This is a genomic window from Roseibacillus persicicus (assembly GCF_014651675.1).
Taxonomy (GTDB): domain Bacteria; phylum Verrucomicrobiota; class Verrucomicrobiia; order Verrucomicrobiales; family Akkermansiaceae; genus Roseibacillus; species Roseibacillus persicicus.
The window spans coordinates 79,503-96,631 of record NZ_BMXI01000009.1 but is presented as its reverse complement, the minus strand read 5'-3'; the positions used below and the strand labels follow the sequence as shown (position 1 = coordinate 96,631).

Here is a 17,129-nt window from a genome sequence, read left to right as displayed (position 1 = left end):
CGGGGCTTTGAAAGAATTTTTGGGTGCAGCGATTAGCTCACCTCACCGCGAGCCAATCCTTTTTCCTCGAGGGCAGCCTGCGCAGCAGCGAGGCGGGCAACGGGGATACGGAACGGAGAACAGGACACGTAGTTGAGTCCAGCGCGGTGGAAGAACTTGACGGAGTCAGGGTCACCACCGTGCTCACCGCAGATACCAAGCTTAAGCTTGGGCTTCACGGAACGTCCGCCTTTGACACCCATCTCGACCAACTTGCCAACACCGCCTTGGTCCAGGCTGGCGAAGGGGTTGTTGCTGAGGACTTCGGCATCCTGGTAAGCAGGAAGGAAGCTGGAGGAGTCATCACGGGAAAGACCGAGGCCAGTCTGCGTGAGGTCGTTGGTTCCGAAGGAGAAGAACTCAGCGTGCTCAGCCACTTCATCAGCGGTGATGGCAGCGCGAGGAATCTCAATCATGGTTCCCACGGTGTACTTCAACTGGCTCTTCTTCAGACCCAACTTCTTGCGCACTTCGTCCGCAGTCTCGTCGATGACTTGCTTCTGGATTTCCAGCTCACGAGCATAGGAGACGAGAGGAACCATGATCTCGGGGAGAACCTTGGTGCCCTTGGCCTGAACTTCAGCAGCGGCTTCGAGGATGGCTTCCACTTGAGTCGCGGTGATCGCTGGGTAGCTGATTCCGAGACGGCAACCACGGTGACCAAGCATCGGGTTCTCTTCGTGAAGAGAGTGAATCCGCTTGGTGATGTCGGAAGCGCTCATGCCGATTTTCTCGGAAAGATCCTGCTTCTGCTCGTCGGTCATGGTGCCGATGAACTCGTGAAGTGGTGGGTCCAGCAGACGGATGGTCGCGGGGCGACCGTCGAGTGCTTTGAAGATGCCTTTGAAGTCCTTCTTCATGAAGACCTTGATCTTCTTGAGAGCTTTCGCGCGGCCTTCGTCGTCGTCAGCGAGAATCATCTCACGGACGGAGTCGATGCGGTTGCCTTCGAAGAACATGTGCTCGGCACGGGTCAGGCCGATGCCTTCGGCACCGAACTTGATGGCCTGCTCCACCTGCTCGGGAGTATCGGAGTTGGTGCGGATGCCCAGCTTACGAAGCTTGTCGGTCCAGGACATGAGCTCCATGAACTTCTTGTAAGTGTCGGAGCGCTTGGCCGCAGCCTTGTTCTCGAGGAGACCCTGGATGACCTGGGAAGGAGAGGACTGAATCTCACCCGCGTAAACGCTACCCACGAAACCGTTGAGAGAAAGCTCGTCGCCTTCGTTCAAAGTCACGCCGTTACCGGTCAAAGTCTTCTTGTCGTAGTCGATGCTCATGTTGTGAGCACCGCAAACGCAGACTTTACCCATCTGACGAGCAACCAATGCCGCGTGGGAAGAAGCACCACCTTCGGTAGTGAGAATTCCTTCCGCCGCAATCATGCCGCGAAGGTCCTCGGGAGAGGTCGCCTGGCGAACAAGGATTACAGACTCACCTTTGGCAGCAGCGGCAACAGACTCCTCAGCAGAGAAGTAGATTTTACCGGATGCAGCACCAGGACCAGCAGGAAGACCGGAGCCCACCTTGGTGGCAGCCTTCTCAGCCTTGGAGTCGAAGATAGGAGCAAGGAGGTGGCTCAAGTCATCCGCGGGGATGCGGAGAATGGCTTCTTCCTTCTTGATGAGACGCTCCTTGACCATGTCGAGGGCGATGTTCACAGCGGCGAAACCGGTGCGCTTGCCGTTACGGGTCTGAAGCATCCAGAGCTTGCCTTCTTCGATGGTGAACTCAACGTCCTGCACATCGCGGAAGTGCTTCTCGAGCTTCTTGCGAATCACCTGAAGCTCTTTGTAAGACTTGGGAAGGTCCTTGGCCATCTTGGCGATAGGCTTGGGAGTACGGACACCTGCAACAACGTCCTCACCCTGTGCGTCGATGAGATACTCACCGTAGAAAACGTTTTCGCCAGTAGCGGGGTCGCGAGTGAATGCCACACCGGTTCCGGAAGTTTTTCCGGTGTTTCCGAAAACCATGGCCTGCACGTTCACGGCAGTTCCCCATGCGGCTGGGATACCATACTTCTGACGGTAAACGATCGCACGGTCATTGTTCCAAGAGTTGAAGACCGCGTTCACGGCACCCTTGAGCTGGGCGCGGGGGTCTTCAGGGAAATTCTTACCAGAGCGATCTTTAATGAGAGCTTTGAACTTTTCAACCACCTCGCGGAGGTCGTCAGCGGAGAGACCGGAGTCATCTTTCACGCCAGCCTTTTCCTTCGCTTCGTCGAGGATGACTTCGTAGGGGTCATGGTGCTCGCCGGCTTCGGCTTCCACTTCCATCACCACGCTACCATACATCTGGAGGAAGCGACGGTAGGAGTCCCAAGCGAACTTGGCGTTGCCAGTTTTGGTCGCGAGAGCTTCCACAACTTCGTCGTTGATGCCGAGGTTGAGGATGGTGTCCATCATGCCGGGCATCGACTCGCGAGCACCGGAACGGACGGAAAGGAGAAGAGGGTTCTCGAGGTCACCGAACTTTTTGCCCATGACTTTTTCAACCTTGGCAATGTTCTCTTCGATCTGCGCGTCGAGAGTCTTGGGGTACTTCTTACCATTGTCATAGTAGTAAGTGCAGACCTCGGTCGTGATGGTGAAACCAGCTGGAACAGGAACACCAATGTTGCTCATCTCAGCAAGGTTCGCACCTTTACCACCGAGGAGAGCTTTCATGGAGCCGTCGCCGTCGGCTTTGCCGTCACCCCAAACGTAAACATACTTTCCAGGTTTGGCTTTTGCTGCAGCGGACTTCTTCGCTGCAGTTTTCTTAGTTGCCTTCTTTGCCGACTTTTTCACTGCCTTTTTAGCAGCTTTCTTTTTTACGGTTGCCATCGTATTGCGCGAGTGGTTTTTCAGAGGTTGGGCGGGGTGAACGGATTTCGCCTCGCCGCAAGGGCGCGGACTTTACCAACGAACTTGCAAGTGTCAATGCGGCAATCCCTCATGCTACGGGGATTTCGCGGGGTTCGCAAAATGGCGAACTCTTCAATTCAGCATTACCTCAAGCTCTCTTGCCACCGACCTCATTTTCCTGATACTGCTTTGCGCGAGATGAACAGTTGGTTTTATGCCCACAGTGGCGAACAAAAAGGTCCGGTCAGCGAAGAAGAATTAGCTCGGTTGGCCGCAAGCGGTGACTTCAATCCCACCAAAGATCTCGTGTGGAGCGAAGGGATGGCCGATTGGAAAAAGGTAGCAGAAGTCCCTGAGCTCAATCTCACTCGAAGCAACAATCCGACGCCCCCAAATGAAGCGGCGAACCAGCCGGCCGCCCGTCCAACCAGTAGTCATGATCCCTATCAAGCACCCGTCGCCAGCTCCTACCCCACCCCCGAAAACTCCGGCGACGACCTACCGGAGATCGAACCCGGCAGCTCTCCCCTGGGCATCACCGAGTGCATCGACCGGGCATTCACCCTCACGAAAAAACACTTTGGAATTCTAGTGGCCGTTTGGGTCATTTACTTCGCGATCAGCTTTGGCTTGGGCATGGTTCTTGGCGTCATCGAGGCCTTCGCAGGTGGTGGCGTCAACCAACCTGATTTCTCCTCGGGCAGCTCGACATTCCCGGGACAACAGACTGGCCCCAGCACCGGCGGGGCTTTAGCAGTTAGCGCTGTGACGAATCTGATTTCACAAGTCGTGTCCATCTTCCTGACCTTGGGCATCACTCGGTTCGGACTGAATTTCATCTCAGGAAAGCCAGCTGAGATTGGGATGATGTTTGGTGAAGGCTCCAAGCTATTGCGAGCCTTCGGGGCTTCGATCCTTTACTGGCTGATGGTCGCGGCAGGATCGATTCTATTAATCGTTCCGGGCGTCTACCTCGCTCTCCGTTTTGGCCAATACCAGCATGCGATTGTTGATCGAAACATGGGGGTCTTCGAGGCCTTCCGCTACAGCTCGAGTATCACGCAAAATAACAAAATGAATCTCCTGGGCCTCGGGGTTCTCCTCTTTCTCATCAATGTGGCGGGGGCTGTCGCACTTTGTGTTGGACTCCTTTTCACCGTCCCTCTCACTTGGCTCGCATGGCTTTTGGCCTACCGGTGGCTCCAACATGGCCCCCCTGCCCTCCAAAGTCGTGGATTGCTGAAAGACCAATTCGGGGGTTAAAAGGAGAAGCTGCGCAGACCAGCTTTCACCCGGACTGAGGAATCTGACTGAACTGAAAAATCTTCGTGCCCTTTTCCTATCGGGCAGCGAAGTTCCCTCCGTGACCGCACTCGAAAAAGCCGCGGCGCTCAAGGCGCGCGTGAAGACTCCCGGCAATCCCATCTCGGCATTGACCGCCTACGACTACCCGACTGCCCGTCTCCTCGACGAGGCCGGAATCGATCTCTTGTTGGTGGGCGACTCTCTGGGAATGGTAGTTCTGGGTTATCCCGATACCACTCACGTGACCATGGAGCATATGCTGCATCACGTAGCGGCAGCGGCAAGAGGTTGTAAAAAAGCACTCCTGCTCGGAGATCTTCCCATTCACTCTTACACCACTCCCGAGGAAGCGGTCCGGAACGCCCGGCGTCTCGTTGAGGCTGGAGCTGAAGCGGTGAAGCTGGAGGGCGGAATCCGACAGGCGGAAAAAGTGCGCGCCATTACCGAGGATGGCATTCCGGTGGTTGGGCATCTCGGGATGCTCCCCCAACGAGTCAAAGAGGAGGGCGGCTACAAGAAAAAGGGGAAAACGGAAGAGCAGGTTGCCGCGCTCTTGGAAGGGGCACTCGCATTACAAGAGGCTGGAATCGACGCCTTGGTCCTGGAGTCCGTGATTCCCTCAGTGGCACGCAAGCTGTCCGAACAACTCGAAGTACCCACAATCGGCATCGGTTGTGGTAACGGTAATACCCACGGAGAAATCGCGGTAATTACCGACTTGCTTGGTAGCTACCCTTGGTTCGTCCCTCCCTTTGCCACTCCACGGGCAGCACACGGCCAATCCACCAGCGAAGCCGCACTCGCCTACCAAAAGGCTATTAAGCCCTTTGGCGAAGAATAATCTTTTGCCAAAAGCAGAACCTCCCAGCCCAGACATCCAACGACCAGACGGAGCAAAAAGGCTGCTCCAACGCTTTTCAATTCCCTGATTCCTTCACTCTGAAGTCTCGCCTTCACTCACTTCATCGGAAACCGAGATAAAGAGTAAATTGGCAGACGGCATCGCTAGTTCATTTGCCAACAGACTCAACTTCCAAGGGCAGCTTCCCTGCTCCCTGTCTCCTTCCAGAGAAGCAGGCTAAAAAACGAAAGCAGGAAAACCTTCCCAACTCCCACGACTATTTATTGCCCCCTACTAGCGTGAGTTCCGGAGCAACGCGACCATCACGCCTTGAATCACGAGTTCACGGGCAGGTATGAGATCGGGATACAATTCGTTCTCCGCCTGAAGGTAAGGCTTGCCGCGATTCACAATGTAGCGCTTCAAGGTCGTCTCGCCATCGATCAGGGCCGCCACGATGTCCCCATTCTTGGGTTCGCGAAATTCAAGAACTACGGTATCGCCATCACAGATATGGGCGTCGATCATGGACTCGCCTCTCACCTTCAAGGCAAAAGTCTTGGAGTTTCCTCGAAGTCCGAGACTGGAAATATCAATGGAAAGGCAACTTTCCTGATCTTGAACCTGATCTTCCGCCATACCAGCGGCGATGGAACCGTAGACTGGGATATCGATGATTTCTTCACGTTCCATTTCATCTGGAAACATGACCGCACGAGCCTTTCCGGGCAGGCGGACCACCGCTTCCTTTCTCTCCAAAGCCCGTAAATGACTCATCGCAGCAGTTTGACTGGCAAACCCAAAGTGGGCTTGGATTTCGCGGGTCGACGGAATCAAACCGGAACGGCGATGCTCGGCTTTGAGGAAATCCAGGACGGCTTGTTGTTTGTCAGTGAGTGCTTGGGCCATAATTTGAACAACGTTCGAAGGAACAATACCCCTTCTGACCCTTTGAACAAGTGTTTTCTTTGCCTGCAGTGTTTCCAGTTCTCCACTGCGAAGCGGAAGCAGGCTGCCGAGGGTTGGGACCGCATTGTGCAATCGTGTTGCAAGCTTCACTGCTTACATTCTGCCCAGTCCGCGACTTCGACAGCCTGCCACCTTGGCTAATCCATCACGAAGAACCGGGAATCCTCCGCCACCTTTTTCAACTCTCTCCGGCGAAAGCGCGACCCTCGCAAGAAGGCTGGAATCTCCCCCGTCTCGCGAAAGCAGAACTTCTTGGGCAAAGAGGTGTAGAGGGACTTGGGAGGGCGGGTTTCGGTAATTCCCTTCAAGCGGCAACCCAACTCGAAGGTATGATAGAAGACCTTCTCAACCCCAATCTCACCAAAGAGAAATTCGAGGGACGCCATTAGGATCGCCTCGGACCAGATGGCTTCATGGTGCTTCATTTCTTCTTCCCAAAAGCGCTTCACCTGGCGGGCATCGAGACGATATCCGTGCCAGTGGATTCGCCCGCACTCTTTGCAGGGGCGCTCACGCATCAGAGCCCTGACGTCCCGCAAGCGGTCAGTCTGAATCTCTTCAATGAGCGCTTCCCGTGTCTCCAGGTCGAAGTCGAGACGCGCCCACGCCAAAGTGGCATTGCGCCCCTTTCGCGCGGGATGGCAGCTGAAGTGAAAAGGATCGTATTCCTTGTCCCCCAGCATCCCGACCATCAACTCATGATGTCGTCCTGTTAGATTGAGTTGCAGCACCAAGCTCTTGCCAGGGCGGGTCGTCTGTCGCCAGCTCCACTGCTGACCATCCCCGCCCCACTCGTCGAGAGACAAGCGGTAAGTTTGCTGCCCCTCGCGATAGGCTCCGAAGCCCGGCCCGAACCATTGGGCAGAGCTTCCCCGTGCCATACAGTCTTTCACCACTGGCTTCTCCAAGAGCTTGCCATAAGGCGAAGCTCGCAACTCTTCCAAGGTGGCACAGCTCTGCACCGCACGACCTAACAACCGGAAGGCATAATCATCTTTCGCATACCGATAGAGGGTGCGCCCCTTCGGCAAACACGCGATCACCTCGCGTAATTCTGTGGTTTTCATTCCTGAAAAAAATAAGGAGGACTTCGGGCTCCTCCTTGTGAGCCCTTGTTCGAAAGGGAGCACGACTGTCCGTTGCGTGACGGACCTCGCTCCCGGTTGGCTTCCTCACTTTTGGAAGCCTGGATCATGGTTGGCACGGCTCCGGAAATCCTCCGGGCCGTTGCTAATCAGGAATGATGATTCAGGCGCATGATGGAGGTAGCTTTTCCCAAGAGCCCATCGACAACAAGCCCAAATCTCTCTCCCAAGAGGAAAAGCCAGATCGGCAAGCCAGGTTTTGCTGACTGAATAGAGAGGTGAGTCCCACCCACCACTACTCGCACGATAGTGAAATGACCCGTCAGGAAGAAGCGACTGATCGCGTGAACCAATTGGTTTTCGAGGGAAAAGAACTCGAGGCCATCGAGCGGGAATTCGCCCATAGCCGTCTACATGGTGCTTTGTCCGCAGACGACCTCGCCTTTGAGTATTACCGCGCCCGCACAGCCTATCAAATCGCCAAACCTAAAAACGGAACAAAGAAAGCGGCCCGCTTTGTCGGCGTCCTCGCCATCGCAGGGGGATTGATCGCTATCGTCCTGACCTTTGCCGGAGACGATGCTGACGATGGCCTTCGACGCGGACCAATCATCTTCGGCATCGCATCCATCATCTTGGGAGGTCGACTCTTACACCATCCTGAGAAAGCCTTCGAGAAAGTCGATCAATAGCCGTCTCTCTGAAATTGAACGAATCGCTTTGTTAGCGGCGGAGGATCCAGTCTCCAAAACGCCGAATCCCACCTCCGGCACTCTCGATCCAACGCGAACCCGTTTCGCCTCCGCGCCCCGTTCCGAACATCACGTTACCCGCGGTCCCCTGGGTGCGCTCTCCTCCCCGGGTCAAGAGATTGAAACCCTTGCCCAGAACCCAACCGGTCCCTTCCACAAGATAGCCGGAGCCTTTCACAAGATAGCCCGAACCGGTCTGGAGCGCATCACCGACCCGTCGCAAATTAGATACTTCCTGTTGTTCTTGCGGACTGAGGGGCTGACCTGACCATTGGGCCGAACGCTCGAAGTGATAGGCACTCGCCTCCATCGAGGCCCCGGCAGCTTGCTCCTGCTGCCCGGCGATCAAACGATCGGCCTGTCCGCGGTGATACTGAGCCATCGCCCGGTGACTCCCCGCAAAGGTCTCATCGAAATCCTTCTCGCTCACCGAGTCTCCGGATTTCACTCTTTGGGCTAAACTCTTGATCGCCCCGGTATTTCCTCCCTGTTGCTTGAGGGTTGCGGCCGCCTTGTCCAGATATCGACCCGAGCCCGTACGATCACCCCGCTGATAGCGCGACCAGGCCGCCACGAAATCCACGTCCACCTTTTGCGCCGCAAAGGCCGCATTGGCGTCACCCGAACCCGCCCCGAGAGGCTGGGGACTCGAGACCCCGCAGCTAACCAGAGACCAAAGCCCCAGAACGGCAGCCAAAATGTAAAACACTCTCCTCACACCCATACTTAACTGCTTCACCCTGCTAAAAATTCAATCTTTCAACGGTTCATCGCCTCCTTTTCCTTCCCCACCTTGCCAAAACCTCTGCCAAGCCCTAAAGAATGCCCCTCCGACCGTGAAACCACAAATCATCCTAGCTGAAACCACCTCCCCCGAGGGAGAGCCCCTGACCCTCGTCAGCCACGACGGCCACTTTCACCTGCAATCGCGCGGCGAAAAGCTGATGACGACTTTCTCCCATGGCTCCGAGGAGGAGCTCGCCACCCTGGCCTGTGCCCCTTCGCGTCCGGCCCGGCAGCCCACTGTTTTGATCGGCGGATTGGGATTTGGCTTCACCCTGGCCTCTGCAACCCAAGCTCTTCCCCAGAAGGGCGCCCGCTTCGTGGTGGCCGAACAAACGCCCGCCATTGTCGAGTGGAACCAGACTCACCTCCGCGACCTTCACCCCAACCTGTGGGAAGACGACCGCATCCTGATTGAACCGGTTCCGGTGCAGAATCTCATCAAGGATAACGAGGAGACCTTTGCCGCCATCATGCTGGATGTGGACAATGGGCCCTGGGCTTTTCAGGACGAAGCCAACGAGGCACTCTATTCACTGGACGGGCTCCATCTGGCCAAACGCGCGCTCAAGAGCGGCGGCGTGCTGGCGGTATGGTCAGTCAGGCACGACAAGGCTTTTGAGAAGAAACTCATCAAGGCCGGCTTCGAGGTCACCTGCGAAAAAGTTCCCGCCACCAAGAAGGGAAAGCAAAACCGCTTTCACACCATCTGGTTGGCAAAAAAAGGAGAGTATATCTCGCAGAATCGCCGAGAACACTAACTTGCGGGCGCACGACGCACGCCTGCATTTCGCCTAAGCGCGCGCTCGATCATAGGCAGCGATAATGCGCCCGACGACTTCGTGACGGACTACGTCTTCGCCGCTCAGGGTCACCAGCGCAATACCCTCAACCGCTTTCAAAGCACGTTCAGCCTCTGCCAAACCAGATAACTGCCCGTCCTTGAGATCGACCTGACTGCTATCGCCAGTGACGACACAACGCGAGCCTTCGCCGAGCCGGGTCAGGAACATGAACATTTGTTCTGGAGTGGTATTCTGGGCCTCATCCAGAATCACAAAGCTTCGCCCCAAAGTTCGCCCCCGCATGTAGGCCAACGGCGCGATTTCTATGGTGCCATCCTCCAGCAACTTCTGCCCCTCTTCCGGTCCCAGCATGTCGTACATCGCATCATAGAGAGGACGGAGGTAGGGCGCGACCTTCTCCTTCAGGTCTCCGGGTAAAAAGCCCAAGGCCTCGCCCGCCTCCACCGCCGGACGTGTCAACACCACCCGGTGGATCAACTTGGCCTTCAGCATGGACAAGGCCATCGCCATCGCGAGGTAAGTCTTCCCAGTGCCCGCAGGCCCCAATCCAAAGGTCACATCGTGGCTTTGCATTGCGGAAATGTACTCCGCCTGCCCGGGCGACTTCGGCACCACGGCCTTTCCTCCCCGGGCTCCCAGCAATTTGATGCCCACCATCTTGGTCACGCTTTGGTCCGAGGCGCTTGCAACCATATCGACCGCCAATTTGAAATCGCGCACCGTCAGGAGCGCTCCCCCACGACGGGCTTCTTCCAAATCCTCAAAGACTTTCCGCGCCAGCTCCAAGGCTTCGGCCTCACCTTCCAACAGGACCCAGGCATCGCGAGTGACCACCTTCGCAAGGGACAGCTTTTCCTGCAGGTAGGCCAAGGACTTTTCTTCCCCACCCAAGAGTGAGTGCAAGAAAACTCCAGATTCGAATTCCAACTTGAGGGTTTCGCTCATGGCTAAGAATGAGCTCTTGAAGCTCCAATAAATTCAATCACAATCTCGCCGGAAAGATATCCTTTAGACCAATGGCATTTTCACTGTGTGAATACTTTCAAGCATGTCAAATAACCGGGACCGAGGAACAAAGTAGTTCTTTTTTATTGGCTCAATTTGTGATTAAACATTGATAGCCATGAGATTATCGATTTTCGCCCTTCTGAGCGCTGCTGTATTTTGCAGCAAAGTCATGGCAAGCTCGGAGGAAATCGGAACCACTCACGAGCACTCGGCCAGCGCGGTGCCGGAGTCTTCGGTAGCCATCCTTTTTGCAGGGCTTCTCTGGTTCCTCCTCTTGCGAAAGCGCACGTAGGAGCACGTGGCTTCCTGCGCCCTTACTCATCAAGGAGGGCTCTAACAGCTTGGGGAATCTCAGTGGCTTCCCCCTGCTCCACAAAGACGGTAGTCATCTCCCCTTCCGCAGCCACATCGCTACTGACATTAAGAATTCGAAAGGACCACCGCAACGACTTTCGCCCCATCTGGGCAAGGACCAGCTCGACCTCGAATTCATCGCCAAAGGCGAAAGGCAGCCGATAATCACACTGCACCCCGACACGCGGCCAGCCCCCCTCGGGAGTGAGGACTGCGATTCCCTTTTCGGCCAGAAATTGGTGCTCGGCCTCCTCCGCCCATTTCAATACTGAGGTGAAATGGACCCTCCCCGAGGCATCGGTCTCGGGGAAGGTAACCTGGCGGCGATAGCTCCAAGCCATTAGACGAACTTCCGCACCACCAGGGTGGCATTGTGCCCGCCGAAACCGAAGCCGTTGCTCATTGCCGCATTGACCTCAAGCTCGCGCGCCTCATTCGGCACGTAGTCGAGGTCGCACTCAGGATCCTGATCTTCCAAATTGATTGTCGGAGGCACGATACCCTCTTTCACCGCCATGACACACGCGGCCAGTTCAACCGCTCCAGCCGCACCCAACAGGTGACCGGTCATGGACTTGGTCGAGCTCACCATCAACCCATTCTTGGCATGGTCACCAAAGGCAATCTTCATGGCCTTGGTCTCCGCGATATCACCGAGCGGAGTCGAGGTGCCGTGCGCATTGAGATAGGCAATGTCCTCGGGGTTCAGACCCGCATGCTTCAAGGCCATCGCCATCGCCCGGGCTGGGCCCGTGCCATCGGGAGAAGGTGCACTGAGGTGGTAGGCATCAGCACTGACGCCATAGCCGGCGAGTTCGGCATAGATGGTCGCTCCACGCGCCTTGGCATGCTCGAGCTCCTCGATAACCACTACCCCCGCTCCCTCACCCATCACAAATCCATCACGACCCACATCGAAGGGGCGGCTGGCGCGGGTAGGCTCGTCATTCCGCGTGCTCAAGGCCCGCATATTTCCAAAACCAGCCAATCCCATGGGGGTAAAGCTGGCCTCGGAACCACCGGCGACAAACATATCGGCATCTCCGAATTTAATCATCCGCCAAGCCTCGCCCACCGAGTTATTGGCAGTCGCGCAAGCCGTAACGATGGACATGTTCGGTCCCCCGAACCCGTATTCCATTGAGATGAGACCACTCGCGATGTTCGAAATCATCATGGGAATCGTGAACGGGGAAACGCGGGATGGGCCTTTGGTCATGCACGCTTGGTGATTTTTCTCCAAAGTGGCGAGACCACCGATTCCGCTTCCGACCATCACCCCCACACGGGTGAGGTCCAACTTGTCAACTTCCACTCCCGAGTCCACAACGGCCATCTTGGCCGCGCCCATGGCCAGTGCGGCATATCGGTCGACCCGGCGGCCTTCCTTGGGATTGTTGAAGTAGGGCAGCGGATCGTAGTCCCGCACCTCGCCACCAATCTTGCAGACATAATCGGTTGCATCCATGCCTTGGATCGGTGCAATTCCGCTTTTGCCTGCCTTGAGTCCTTCCCAGCTGGAAGCCCAATCATTTCCCATCGGGGTCACTCCCCCGATCCCGGTAATTACCACTCGTCGCTCGGTCATGTCGTTAATTAGGCTGCCAGCCTACGATGGAGATGACTCTTAGCAAGTCTCATCCGAGTTTGCGCGAGCGCCCTCGGCTGGTCACTCCGCCACACATTTCACAGGTCCCATACTTGGGCTCGCCGGGCTGACTCTCCTGCAAAAGCCCGCATTGTGCGCAACGACGACGATGCTGACGAAGCTCACATTTCGTCTTTCTCCGGGCCAAAACACGAAAAAAAATCAACACCATCCCCCAGAGGAGAGCCCCCAACAGACTCCATTGCACCAGTTCCTGCAGCGTTAATTCGATCGGATTCATTCCTCTCCTTTTTCCACAAAAGTCAGCTCCAGCTGCTCCGCAATCTGTGCCGGAGCGCCCTGGGTTGTCTCGAAAAAGCGCTGCCATAGACCACGGACCTGCTGCTCCACTTTTTTCTCCACGGTCCCTGCTGGAACGACGAGCGCCAACTTCCCTTCCCCATCAGTCGCCACCAACCAGGTCGACTTCCTCGCGAGCGGGACCGGCCCTTTCCATGAAAAGGAATGACCGGTGACAAATTTCCCCAAGGGCCCGCTTCCAGCTATCCGCAAGACCCACTCAACGGGCTCGCCCTCCGCAGCCCTTGGCCAAGAGTCCACCGAAATTTCGGGAAGCGGCGGCAGGGCCAGCTCGACGTCTTTCTCACTCGGCCACTTCAATCGCATCGAGACCTCCGGAGCCGGATAGAGACTCATTTCCGAGTCCCGTTGTTCTTCCAAGCCCAGCTGGGCCAGCACATCCTCCAGCGGCGGGGTCTCATCCAGCAGCGTCCCGGACCCCAGACTGGGTAAATTCTGACTCGCCAAAAGTCGCTGGAGAGAAGGATGACTGTTCTCATCGAGCATCACCAACTGCGCCATCTTCACCCGGGGCCGGTCTGCTGCCACCGAGACTGGCACCACAACCCGCAACGAGAACCAGGCCACCACCACAATGATCATCGCCAGCACCAAGGAACACCAGAATCGGACCAAGGACTCATCACCCCGAATCCAAGCAAAAGTCAGCTCCTTGGGCTGCCGGGAAAGCTCTGAATGATCGCGCTTGTTCATCCCTTCCTCTACTCTGGCCGCGGCGGACCTGGTTCAGCGAGCCATCCACAATCCAGCCCCTCGGCCACGATGATTTCGCTCAAGCGAAGCTGCATCATTGCCGGCAGTCGTCGATCAGATCTCAGAAGCACCATCCGCAACCCTTCCTCGTCCCGCTTGCGTCGCAAAGTGCCAATCAGCTCCTCTTCCGCAATCGGGCGTGAACCCAGATAGACTACGGGCTCCAACGCCCCTTTGACCGTCAACACCAGCGCCTCGTTGTCAGCAGGAAAGCGTGTCTGGCTCTGCGGGAGTTGCACTGCCACCCCCGCCCGATGAACCAGCGTGGCGGAGACAAAACCCAACAACATAATGAGGACCAAAATATCCAGGACCGCCAGCGCATGCAGCGGCCCGGGGTTCTCATCAATCGTTAGGGAAACATTCACTGCGCGGAAACTAAGATTGCTTGCTGGCGCGACGGCTGACGGACTCGGCCACTTGCTCGCGCATCAAGACCACATCCACCTGCTCGCGAGCGTCCATGATGAGGTTGACCATCTCAATTCCGGTCCGCTCCAAATCACCCAACAGGCTGCGCGCCTTGCCCAAAAGCACCAGATAGAATCCATAGCTCGCCGTCGCAATCGCAAGCCCCACCACAGTGGTGACCAAACTCTCGAAGATGCCCCGGGCCAGCGTCGCCTGTGCCACCGTGGACCCAACCTCCACCACATTGCCGAAGACATCCAACAATCCCAAAGCCGTTCCCAAGAGCCCAGTCAATGGAGCCATCATCGCCACCGCCAACAAGGTGCGTAGATTCCGTTCGATACGCGGGACCTCGATCTTCACCGACTCCTCCGCCACTTCGCACAAGTTCGTGCGAGGCAAAGAATGCCGGACCAGGACGGAATGGGCGACTCGCGCCGCCGGTCCCCGCTCGCGACCCGCTTCATAGAGAGCCTCCGAGAAAGCCTGCTTGGCAATATGCACCTGCAATCCACGTAGCAAATCAGGCACGCTGGACTTCACCGTCTGAAAAAACAGCAGGCGCTCCAATATCAAAACCAGGCCCAAAAAAGCCAAGACCAGCTGCACCCAAAGAACAGGTCCGCCGGATTCCAACAACTCTCTCACGGAAAAAACCTAAATCTCTTTCAGCAAAAGTGCGAGCCCCTTCCGAGTCAAAGCGAAACCGGACCGGAGAGACCAGCCCTTTCCCACCTCCTGGCAGCGTGACAAAGCTCCCCGACGAATCGTCCCAGTCTCGCTCGGATCGAGTCATTTTGTCCCGAATCCCAAACCACCCACGAAAGACCGAAAACCCCATAAAGCACTCATCTTTATCATCATACAACCAAACAAACTCAATCGGTCCGCCACGTGCATTCTCCTTTCCGTCTAAAAACGAAAACAACATTATGACTACTAGAAACAGCACAACTCAACCATCTGTCGTCTTCAACGAACTCTTCCGCAACTTCGCCCCACCCCGTCCAGTGACCCCCTGGCGCTGGGTCGAAAAGGACGAAGCTTGGAGAGGCGAGCTCGACCTCCCCGGCTTCGCCAAAGAGGAAGTGAAGGTCTCGCTCGACAAAGAGCGCGTCCTCCTCATCGAAGCCAAGCAACCGGAGCTCGCCGAGGGCGAAGAGCGTGACTTTACCCGCAGCGAAGCCACATACCGGGTCCGCCTCCCACGTGAAGCCGATGCCGAAAAGCTGGAAGCGAAGCTCGAGAACGGCGTCCTCCAGGTCACCATTCCCAAGCTCACCCCCGACTCCCAGATCGCTCGCCACATCGAGCTGAACTAATTTTTCATGGTTAAGGTTCATTGATTGGTGAGAGAGACCGCTCTGGAAACAGGGCGGTCTTTTTTTGCCCAAAGAAAAACCAATCCCCGCATCACTCGTTCCCCTGAAAGCCGACTTCCATTCGAATTCCCACCCTCCAAACTAAGCGCTAGACAGTCGCCTCACTCTCCGCATAGTTACTCCTATGCAAGAAGCCACCGCACAGATCCGCGATTTCCTCCAATTTATCGCACTCAGCTTCATCGAGCACCCCGACCAGGCGCAGCTCCGTGTCGGTCAGCCCGAAGAAGGGCATCTCAGCTTTCGCCTCATTCTCGCCCACGAGGACGTCGCCCAACTGATTGGCCGCAACGGCTTCACTGCCAGCGCTATCCGCAACGTCGTCAACAGCGTGGCTGCCCGCGACAATATCAAGGTCACCCTTCGCATCCATTCCGTTGAAGAAGAACAACAGCGGATGGCGGAGCTGGAAGCGAAAGAAATGATCGAGTAAGACTTTTCAAGATGCCCTCGCCCACCGAGCACCGGCTCTACGACCTCATCCTCGAGAAAGTGCTTCGGGACGAAGAGGAAGAGAGAATACGCAAGAGACTCGCCATCAACAATGTTCCCGATGACGAAGCTGAAGCGATTTTTCAATCCGCTCGCAAAGAACGCGTCCGAACCATTCGCGCCGAAAGCCGCAATCACCTGCTCATTGGCGTCCTGCTCCTCGCCGGGGCCTATTGCATCTTCCTCAGCCTCTGGGTGCAGCTCTCTTTCCAGAACAATACCGTTCTCGTCGTGGTGTGCAGTCTAGTCGTTCTTGGTACCTGGCAATTTCTTCAGGGAGCTCTGGGTTGGTTCATTGCCCCCCGCAAGCGTGGCTCCTACCTCGACGAGTCCTCGGTCGACTACGACTAAGGGCTCAACTTTTCTTCTGCTCAAAGAGCCACTCGAAGACCTCTTCCGACTTGGCCATTTTCCAGTGGATATTGTTGTGCACACTATCCGGAAACACATCGAAGCGATACTCCACGCCATCGGCGGCGAACTTCTCCTTTTGCGCCTCCGCCTTCGAGCTATCCCTCTCTGGCGAGAAGTAGCTCCACATCGGGGTCTTGACCTTTCCGATCCAATTGTCGGCCGGCCCCCCGTCAGCAAAGATGGCTCCCGCGTAAAAGTCGGGTCGACTCTGGAGCAGCTTGCCAATCCCCTGTCCTCCCTGGGAGTAACCTGAAAGATAGATCCGGCTGGTATCGACGGGCAAAGTGGCGATGAGGTTGTCGATCAACGCCTCCAACTTGGCGACCTGCTTGGGCCAAGTCTCCGGTTCGGGCGGGCAGAGAGGAACGCAGATCACGCACTGATTTTTTCCCGACCGATAGAACTCCTCCGAGGCCACGGTCTTCGCCGCAATCTCCACGTGCCCAACCTTCACATCCTCAGCCCGCGCACCAGCCCCGTGAAGGTGAACGAAGAGAGGAATGCTATCATCCTTCTTTACCCGCTTTCCCACAAAAAGCTGATAGATCAGGCCGCCCTCATCGGCATCATACCGGATCCACTCGCTCTTCATCGCGTCGGCATGCTTTCCGTTCTCCAAGGCATCCGCTCGCTCTGCGGCCTTCTTCTGCTCGGTCAAAATACCGAGCGCGAAATCACGATCAGCCTGCGAGAGCATGTCCAGGGTGATGCTGACCAGCTTCCCTCCCTTTCGCACCTCCACCTTGTTCTCGGATACCGAAACCAACTCGGCTTCGATGGTTCGACCGTCGGACGAAGTCCACTCCCGGTTCTCTCCGATTTGGCCCCAGGCGTTCAGAGCTAGACCGAGGAGGCAGGCTAGGGTCGAGAATTTGCGCATGGTGAACCGTGGCTCCTTCCAGAAAGCAACACAA

Annotated in this window: 19 protein-coding genes; 8 read left to right on the top strand and 11 right to left on the bottom strand. The window is 56.4% G+C overall.

What is annotated here, in order from left to right; translation table 11 throughout:
• Positions 1 to 32 precede the first annotated feature (32 nt).
• Positions 33 to 2,870, bottom strand: coding sequence for a pyruvate, phosphate dikinase (gene ppdK / locus IE099_RS11460; protein WP_189570075.1), 2,838 nt, complete (start codon positions 2,868 to 2,870; stop codon positions 33 to 35).
• A gap of 141 nt (positions 2,871 to 3,011) precedes the next feature.
• Between ppdK and IE099_RS11455 the strand changes: the two genes are divergently transcribed.
• Both IE099_RS11455 and panB read left to right on the top strand, forming a co-directional pair.
• On the top strand, positions 3,012 to 4,154 hold the full coding sequence (locus tag IE099_RS11455) for a DUF4339 domain-containing protein (protein WP_189570074.1): 1,143 nt from the start codon (positions 3,012 to 3,014) through the stop codon (positions 4,152 to 4,154).
• A 100-nt stretch (positions 4,155 to 4,254) separates the two neighbouring features.
• The gene (gene panB / locus IE099_RS11450) at positions 4,255 to 5,037 is read left to right on the top strand and encodes a 3-methyl-2-oxobutanoate hydroxymethyltransferase (RefSeq protein WP_189570073.1); all 783 of its coding nucleotides are present in this window, start codon (positions 4,255 to 4,257) and stop codon (positions 5,035 to 5,037) included.
• A 294-nt stretch (positions 5,038 to 5,331) separates the two neighbouring features.
• On the opposite strand, the gene lexA is transcribed toward panB, so the two are convergent.
• Complete coding sequence (gene lexA / locus IE099_RS11445) at positions 5,332 to 5,946, bottom strand: transcriptional repressor LexA (RefSeq protein ID WP_189570072.1); 615 nt, start codon at positions 5,944 to 5,946, stop codon at positions 5,332 to 5,334.
• Positions 5,947 to 6,143: 197 nt separating this feature from the next.
• Positions 6,144 to 7,073, bottom strand: a complete 930-nt coding sequence (locus IE099_RS11440; RefSeq protein WP_189570071.1) for an OTU domain-containing protein — start codon at positions 7,071 to 7,073, stop codon at positions 6,144 to 6,146.
• A gap of 296 nt (positions 7,074 to 7,369) precedes the next feature.
• Between IE099_RS11440 and IE099_RS11435 the strand changes: the two genes are divergently transcribed.
• Positions 7,370 to 7,783, top strand: a complete 414-nt coding sequence (locus IE099_RS11435; protein ID WP_189570070.1) for a DUF308 domain-containing protein — start codon at positions 7,370 to 7,372, stop codon at positions 7,781 to 7,783.
• A gap of 31 nt (positions 7,784 to 7,814) precedes the next feature.
• Here IE099_RS11435 and IE099_RS11430 read toward each other — a convergent pair whose 3' ends face one another.
• Complete coding sequence (locus tag IE099_RS11430) at positions 7,815 to 8,552, bottom strand: hypothetical protein (RefSeq protein ID WP_189570069.1); 738 nt, start codon at positions 8,550 to 8,552, stop codon at positions 7,815 to 7,817.
• 127 nt (positions 8,553 to 8,679) lie between these two features.
• Between IE099_RS11430 and IE099_RS11425 the strand changes: the two genes are divergently transcribed.
• On the top strand, positions 8,680 to 9,387 hold the full coding sequence (locus IE099_RS11425) for a spermidine synthase family protein (RefSeq protein ID WP_189570068.1): 708 nt from the start codon (positions 8,680 to 8,682) through the stop codon (positions 9,385 to 9,387).
• Between the two features lie 33 nt (positions 9,388 to 9,420).
• On the opposite strand, the gene IE099_RS11420 is transcribed toward IE099_RS11425, so the two are convergent.
• Positions 9,421 to 10,377, bottom strand: a complete 957-nt coding sequence (locus IE099_RS11420) for a PhoH family protein (RefSeq protein ID WP_189570067.1) — start codon at positions 10,375 to 10,377, stop codon at positions 9,421 to 9,423.
• A 178-nt stretch (positions 10,378 to 10,555) separates the two neighbouring features.
• Between IE099_RS11420 and IE099_RS11415 the strand changes: the two genes are divergently transcribed.
• Positions 10,556 to 10,732 (top strand): PEP-CTERM sorting domain-containing protein, encoded by a 177-nt coding sequence (locus IE099_RS11415; protein WP_189570066.1) that lies wholly within the window; start codon positions 10,556 to 10,558, stop codon positions 10,730 to 10,732.
• Positions 10,733 to 10,754: 22 nt separating this feature from the next.
• On the opposite strand, the gene IE099_RS11410 is transcribed toward IE099_RS11415, so the two are convergent.
• From IE099_RS11410 to IE099_RS11390, 5 genes are all read right to left on the bottom strand, one after another.
• Complete coding sequence (locus IE099_RS11410) at positions 10,755 to 11,135, bottom strand: acyl-CoA thioesterase (RefSeq protein WP_189570065.1); 381 nt, start codon at positions 11,133 to 11,135, stop codon at positions 10,755 to 10,757.
• The gene (gene fabF, locus IE099_RS11405; RefSeq protein ID WP_189570064.1) at positions 11,135 to 12,382 is read right to left on the bottom strand and encodes a beta-ketoacyl-ACP synthase II; all 1,248 of its coding nucleotides are present in this window, start codon (positions 12,380 to 12,382) and stop codon (positions 11,135 to 11,137) included. The genes IE099_RS11410 and fabF overlap by 1 nt, the downstream gene beginning before the upstream one ends.
• Positions 12,383 to 12,679: 297 nt before the next feature.
• A complete protein-coding gene (locus IE099_RS11400) occupies positions 12,680 to 13,456 on the bottom strand; it encodes a hypothetical protein (RefSeq protein ID WP_189570063.1) in 777 nt (258 codons plus the stop codon).
• 8 nt (positions 13,457 to 13,464) lie between these two features.
• Entirely contained in the window at positions 13,465 to 13,884 is a 420-nt protein-coding gene (locus IE099_RS11395) for an ExbD/TolR family protein (protein ID WP_189570062.1), read from the bottom strand.
• 10 nt (positions 13,885 to 13,894) lie between these two features.
• Positions 13,895 to 14,575, bottom strand: coding sequence for a MotA/TolQ/ExbB proton channel family protein (locus IE099_RS11390; protein ID WP_189570061.1), 681 nt, complete (start codon positions 14,573 to 14,575; stop codon positions 13,895 to 13,897).
• A gap of 284 nt (positions 14,576 to 14,859) precedes the next feature.
• Between IE099_RS11390 and IE099_RS11385 the strand changes: the two genes are divergently transcribed.
• From IE099_RS11385 to IE099_RS11375, 3 genes are all read left to right on the top strand, one after another.
• Complete coding sequence (locus IE099_RS11385) at positions 14,860 to 15,249, top strand: Hsp20/alpha crystallin family protein (RefSeq protein ID WP_189570060.1); 390 nt, start codon at positions 14,860 to 14,862, stop codon at positions 15,247 to 15,249.
• A 184-nt stretch (positions 15,250 to 15,433) separates the two neighbouring features.
• Positions 15,434 to 15,742, top strand: a complete 309-nt coding sequence (locus IE099_RS11380) for a KH domain-containing protein (protein WP_189570059.1) — start codon at positions 15,434 to 15,436, stop codon at positions 15,740 to 15,742.
• Between the two features lie 11 nt (positions 15,743 to 15,753).
• Positions 15,754 to 16,152, top strand: a complete 399-nt coding sequence (locus IE099_RS11375; RefSeq protein ID WP_189570058.1) for a hypothetical protein — start codon at positions 15,754 to 15,756, stop codon at positions 16,150 to 16,152.
• 4 nt (positions 16,153 to 16,156) lie between these two features.
• On the opposite strand, the gene IE099_RS11370 is transcribed toward IE099_RS11375, so the two are convergent.
• Positions 16,157 to 17,095, bottom strand: coding sequence for a carboxylesterase family protein (locus tag IE099_RS11370; RefSeq protein WP_189570057.1), 939 nt, complete (start codon positions 17,093 to 17,095; stop codon positions 16,157 to 16,159).
• Between the last annotated feature and the right edge of the window lie 34 nt (positions 17,096 to 17,129).

Bases quoted from the DNA above. Each gene is read 5' to 3' on its own strand.
- ppdK (WP_189570075.1), bottom strand. From the start codon at position 2,870: ATGGCAACCGTAAAAAAGAAAGCTGCTAAAAAGGCAGTGAAAAAGTCG.
- IE099_RS11455 (WP_189570074.1), top strand. From the start codon at position 3,012: ATGGCGAACTCTTCAATTCAGCATTACCTCAAGCTCTCTTGCCACCGA.
- lexA (WP_189570072.1), bottom strand. From the start codon at position 5,946: ATGGCCCAAGCACTCACTGACAAACAACAAGCCGTCCTGGATTTCCTC.
- IE099_RS11440 (WP_189570071.1), bottom strand. From the start codon at position 7,073: ATGAAAACCACAGAATTACGCGAGGTGATCGCGTGTTTGCCGAAGGGG.
- IE099_RS11420 (WP_189570067.1), bottom strand. From the start codon at position 10,377: ATGAGCGAAACCCTCAAGTTGGAATTCGAATCTGGAGTTTTCTTGCAC.
- IE099_RS11415 (WP_189570066.1), top strand. From the start codon at position 10,556: ATGAGATTATCGATTTTCGCCCTTCTGAGCGCTGCTGTATTTTGCAGC.
- IE099_RS11410 (WP_189570065.1), bottom strand. From the start codon at position 11,135: ATGGCTTGGAGCTATCGCCGCCAGGTTACCTTCCCCGAGACCGATGCC.
- fabF (WP_189570064.1), bottom strand. From the start codon at position 12,382: ATGACCGAGCGACGAGTGGTAATTACCGGGATCGGGGGAGTGACCCCG.
- IE099_RS11400 (WP_189570063.1), bottom strand. From the start codon at position 13,456: ATGAACAAGCGCGATCATTCAGAGCTTTCCCGGCAGCCCAAGGAGCTG.
- IE099_RS11385 (WP_189570060.1), top strand. From the start codon at position 14,860: ATGACTACTAGAAACAGCACAACTCAACCATCTGTCGTCTTCAACGAA.
- IE099_RS11380 (WP_189570059.1), top strand. From the start codon at position 15,434: ATGCAAGAAGCCACCGCACAGATCCGCGATTTCCTCCAATTTATCGCA.
- IE099_RS11375 (WP_189570058.1), top strand. From the start codon at position 15,754: ATGCCCTCGCCCACCGAGCACCGGCTCTACGACCTCATCCTCGAGAAA.
- IE099_RS11370 (WP_189570057.1), bottom strand. From the start codon at position 17,095: ATGCGCAAATTCTCGACCCTAGCCTGCCTCCTCGGTCTAGCTCTGAAC.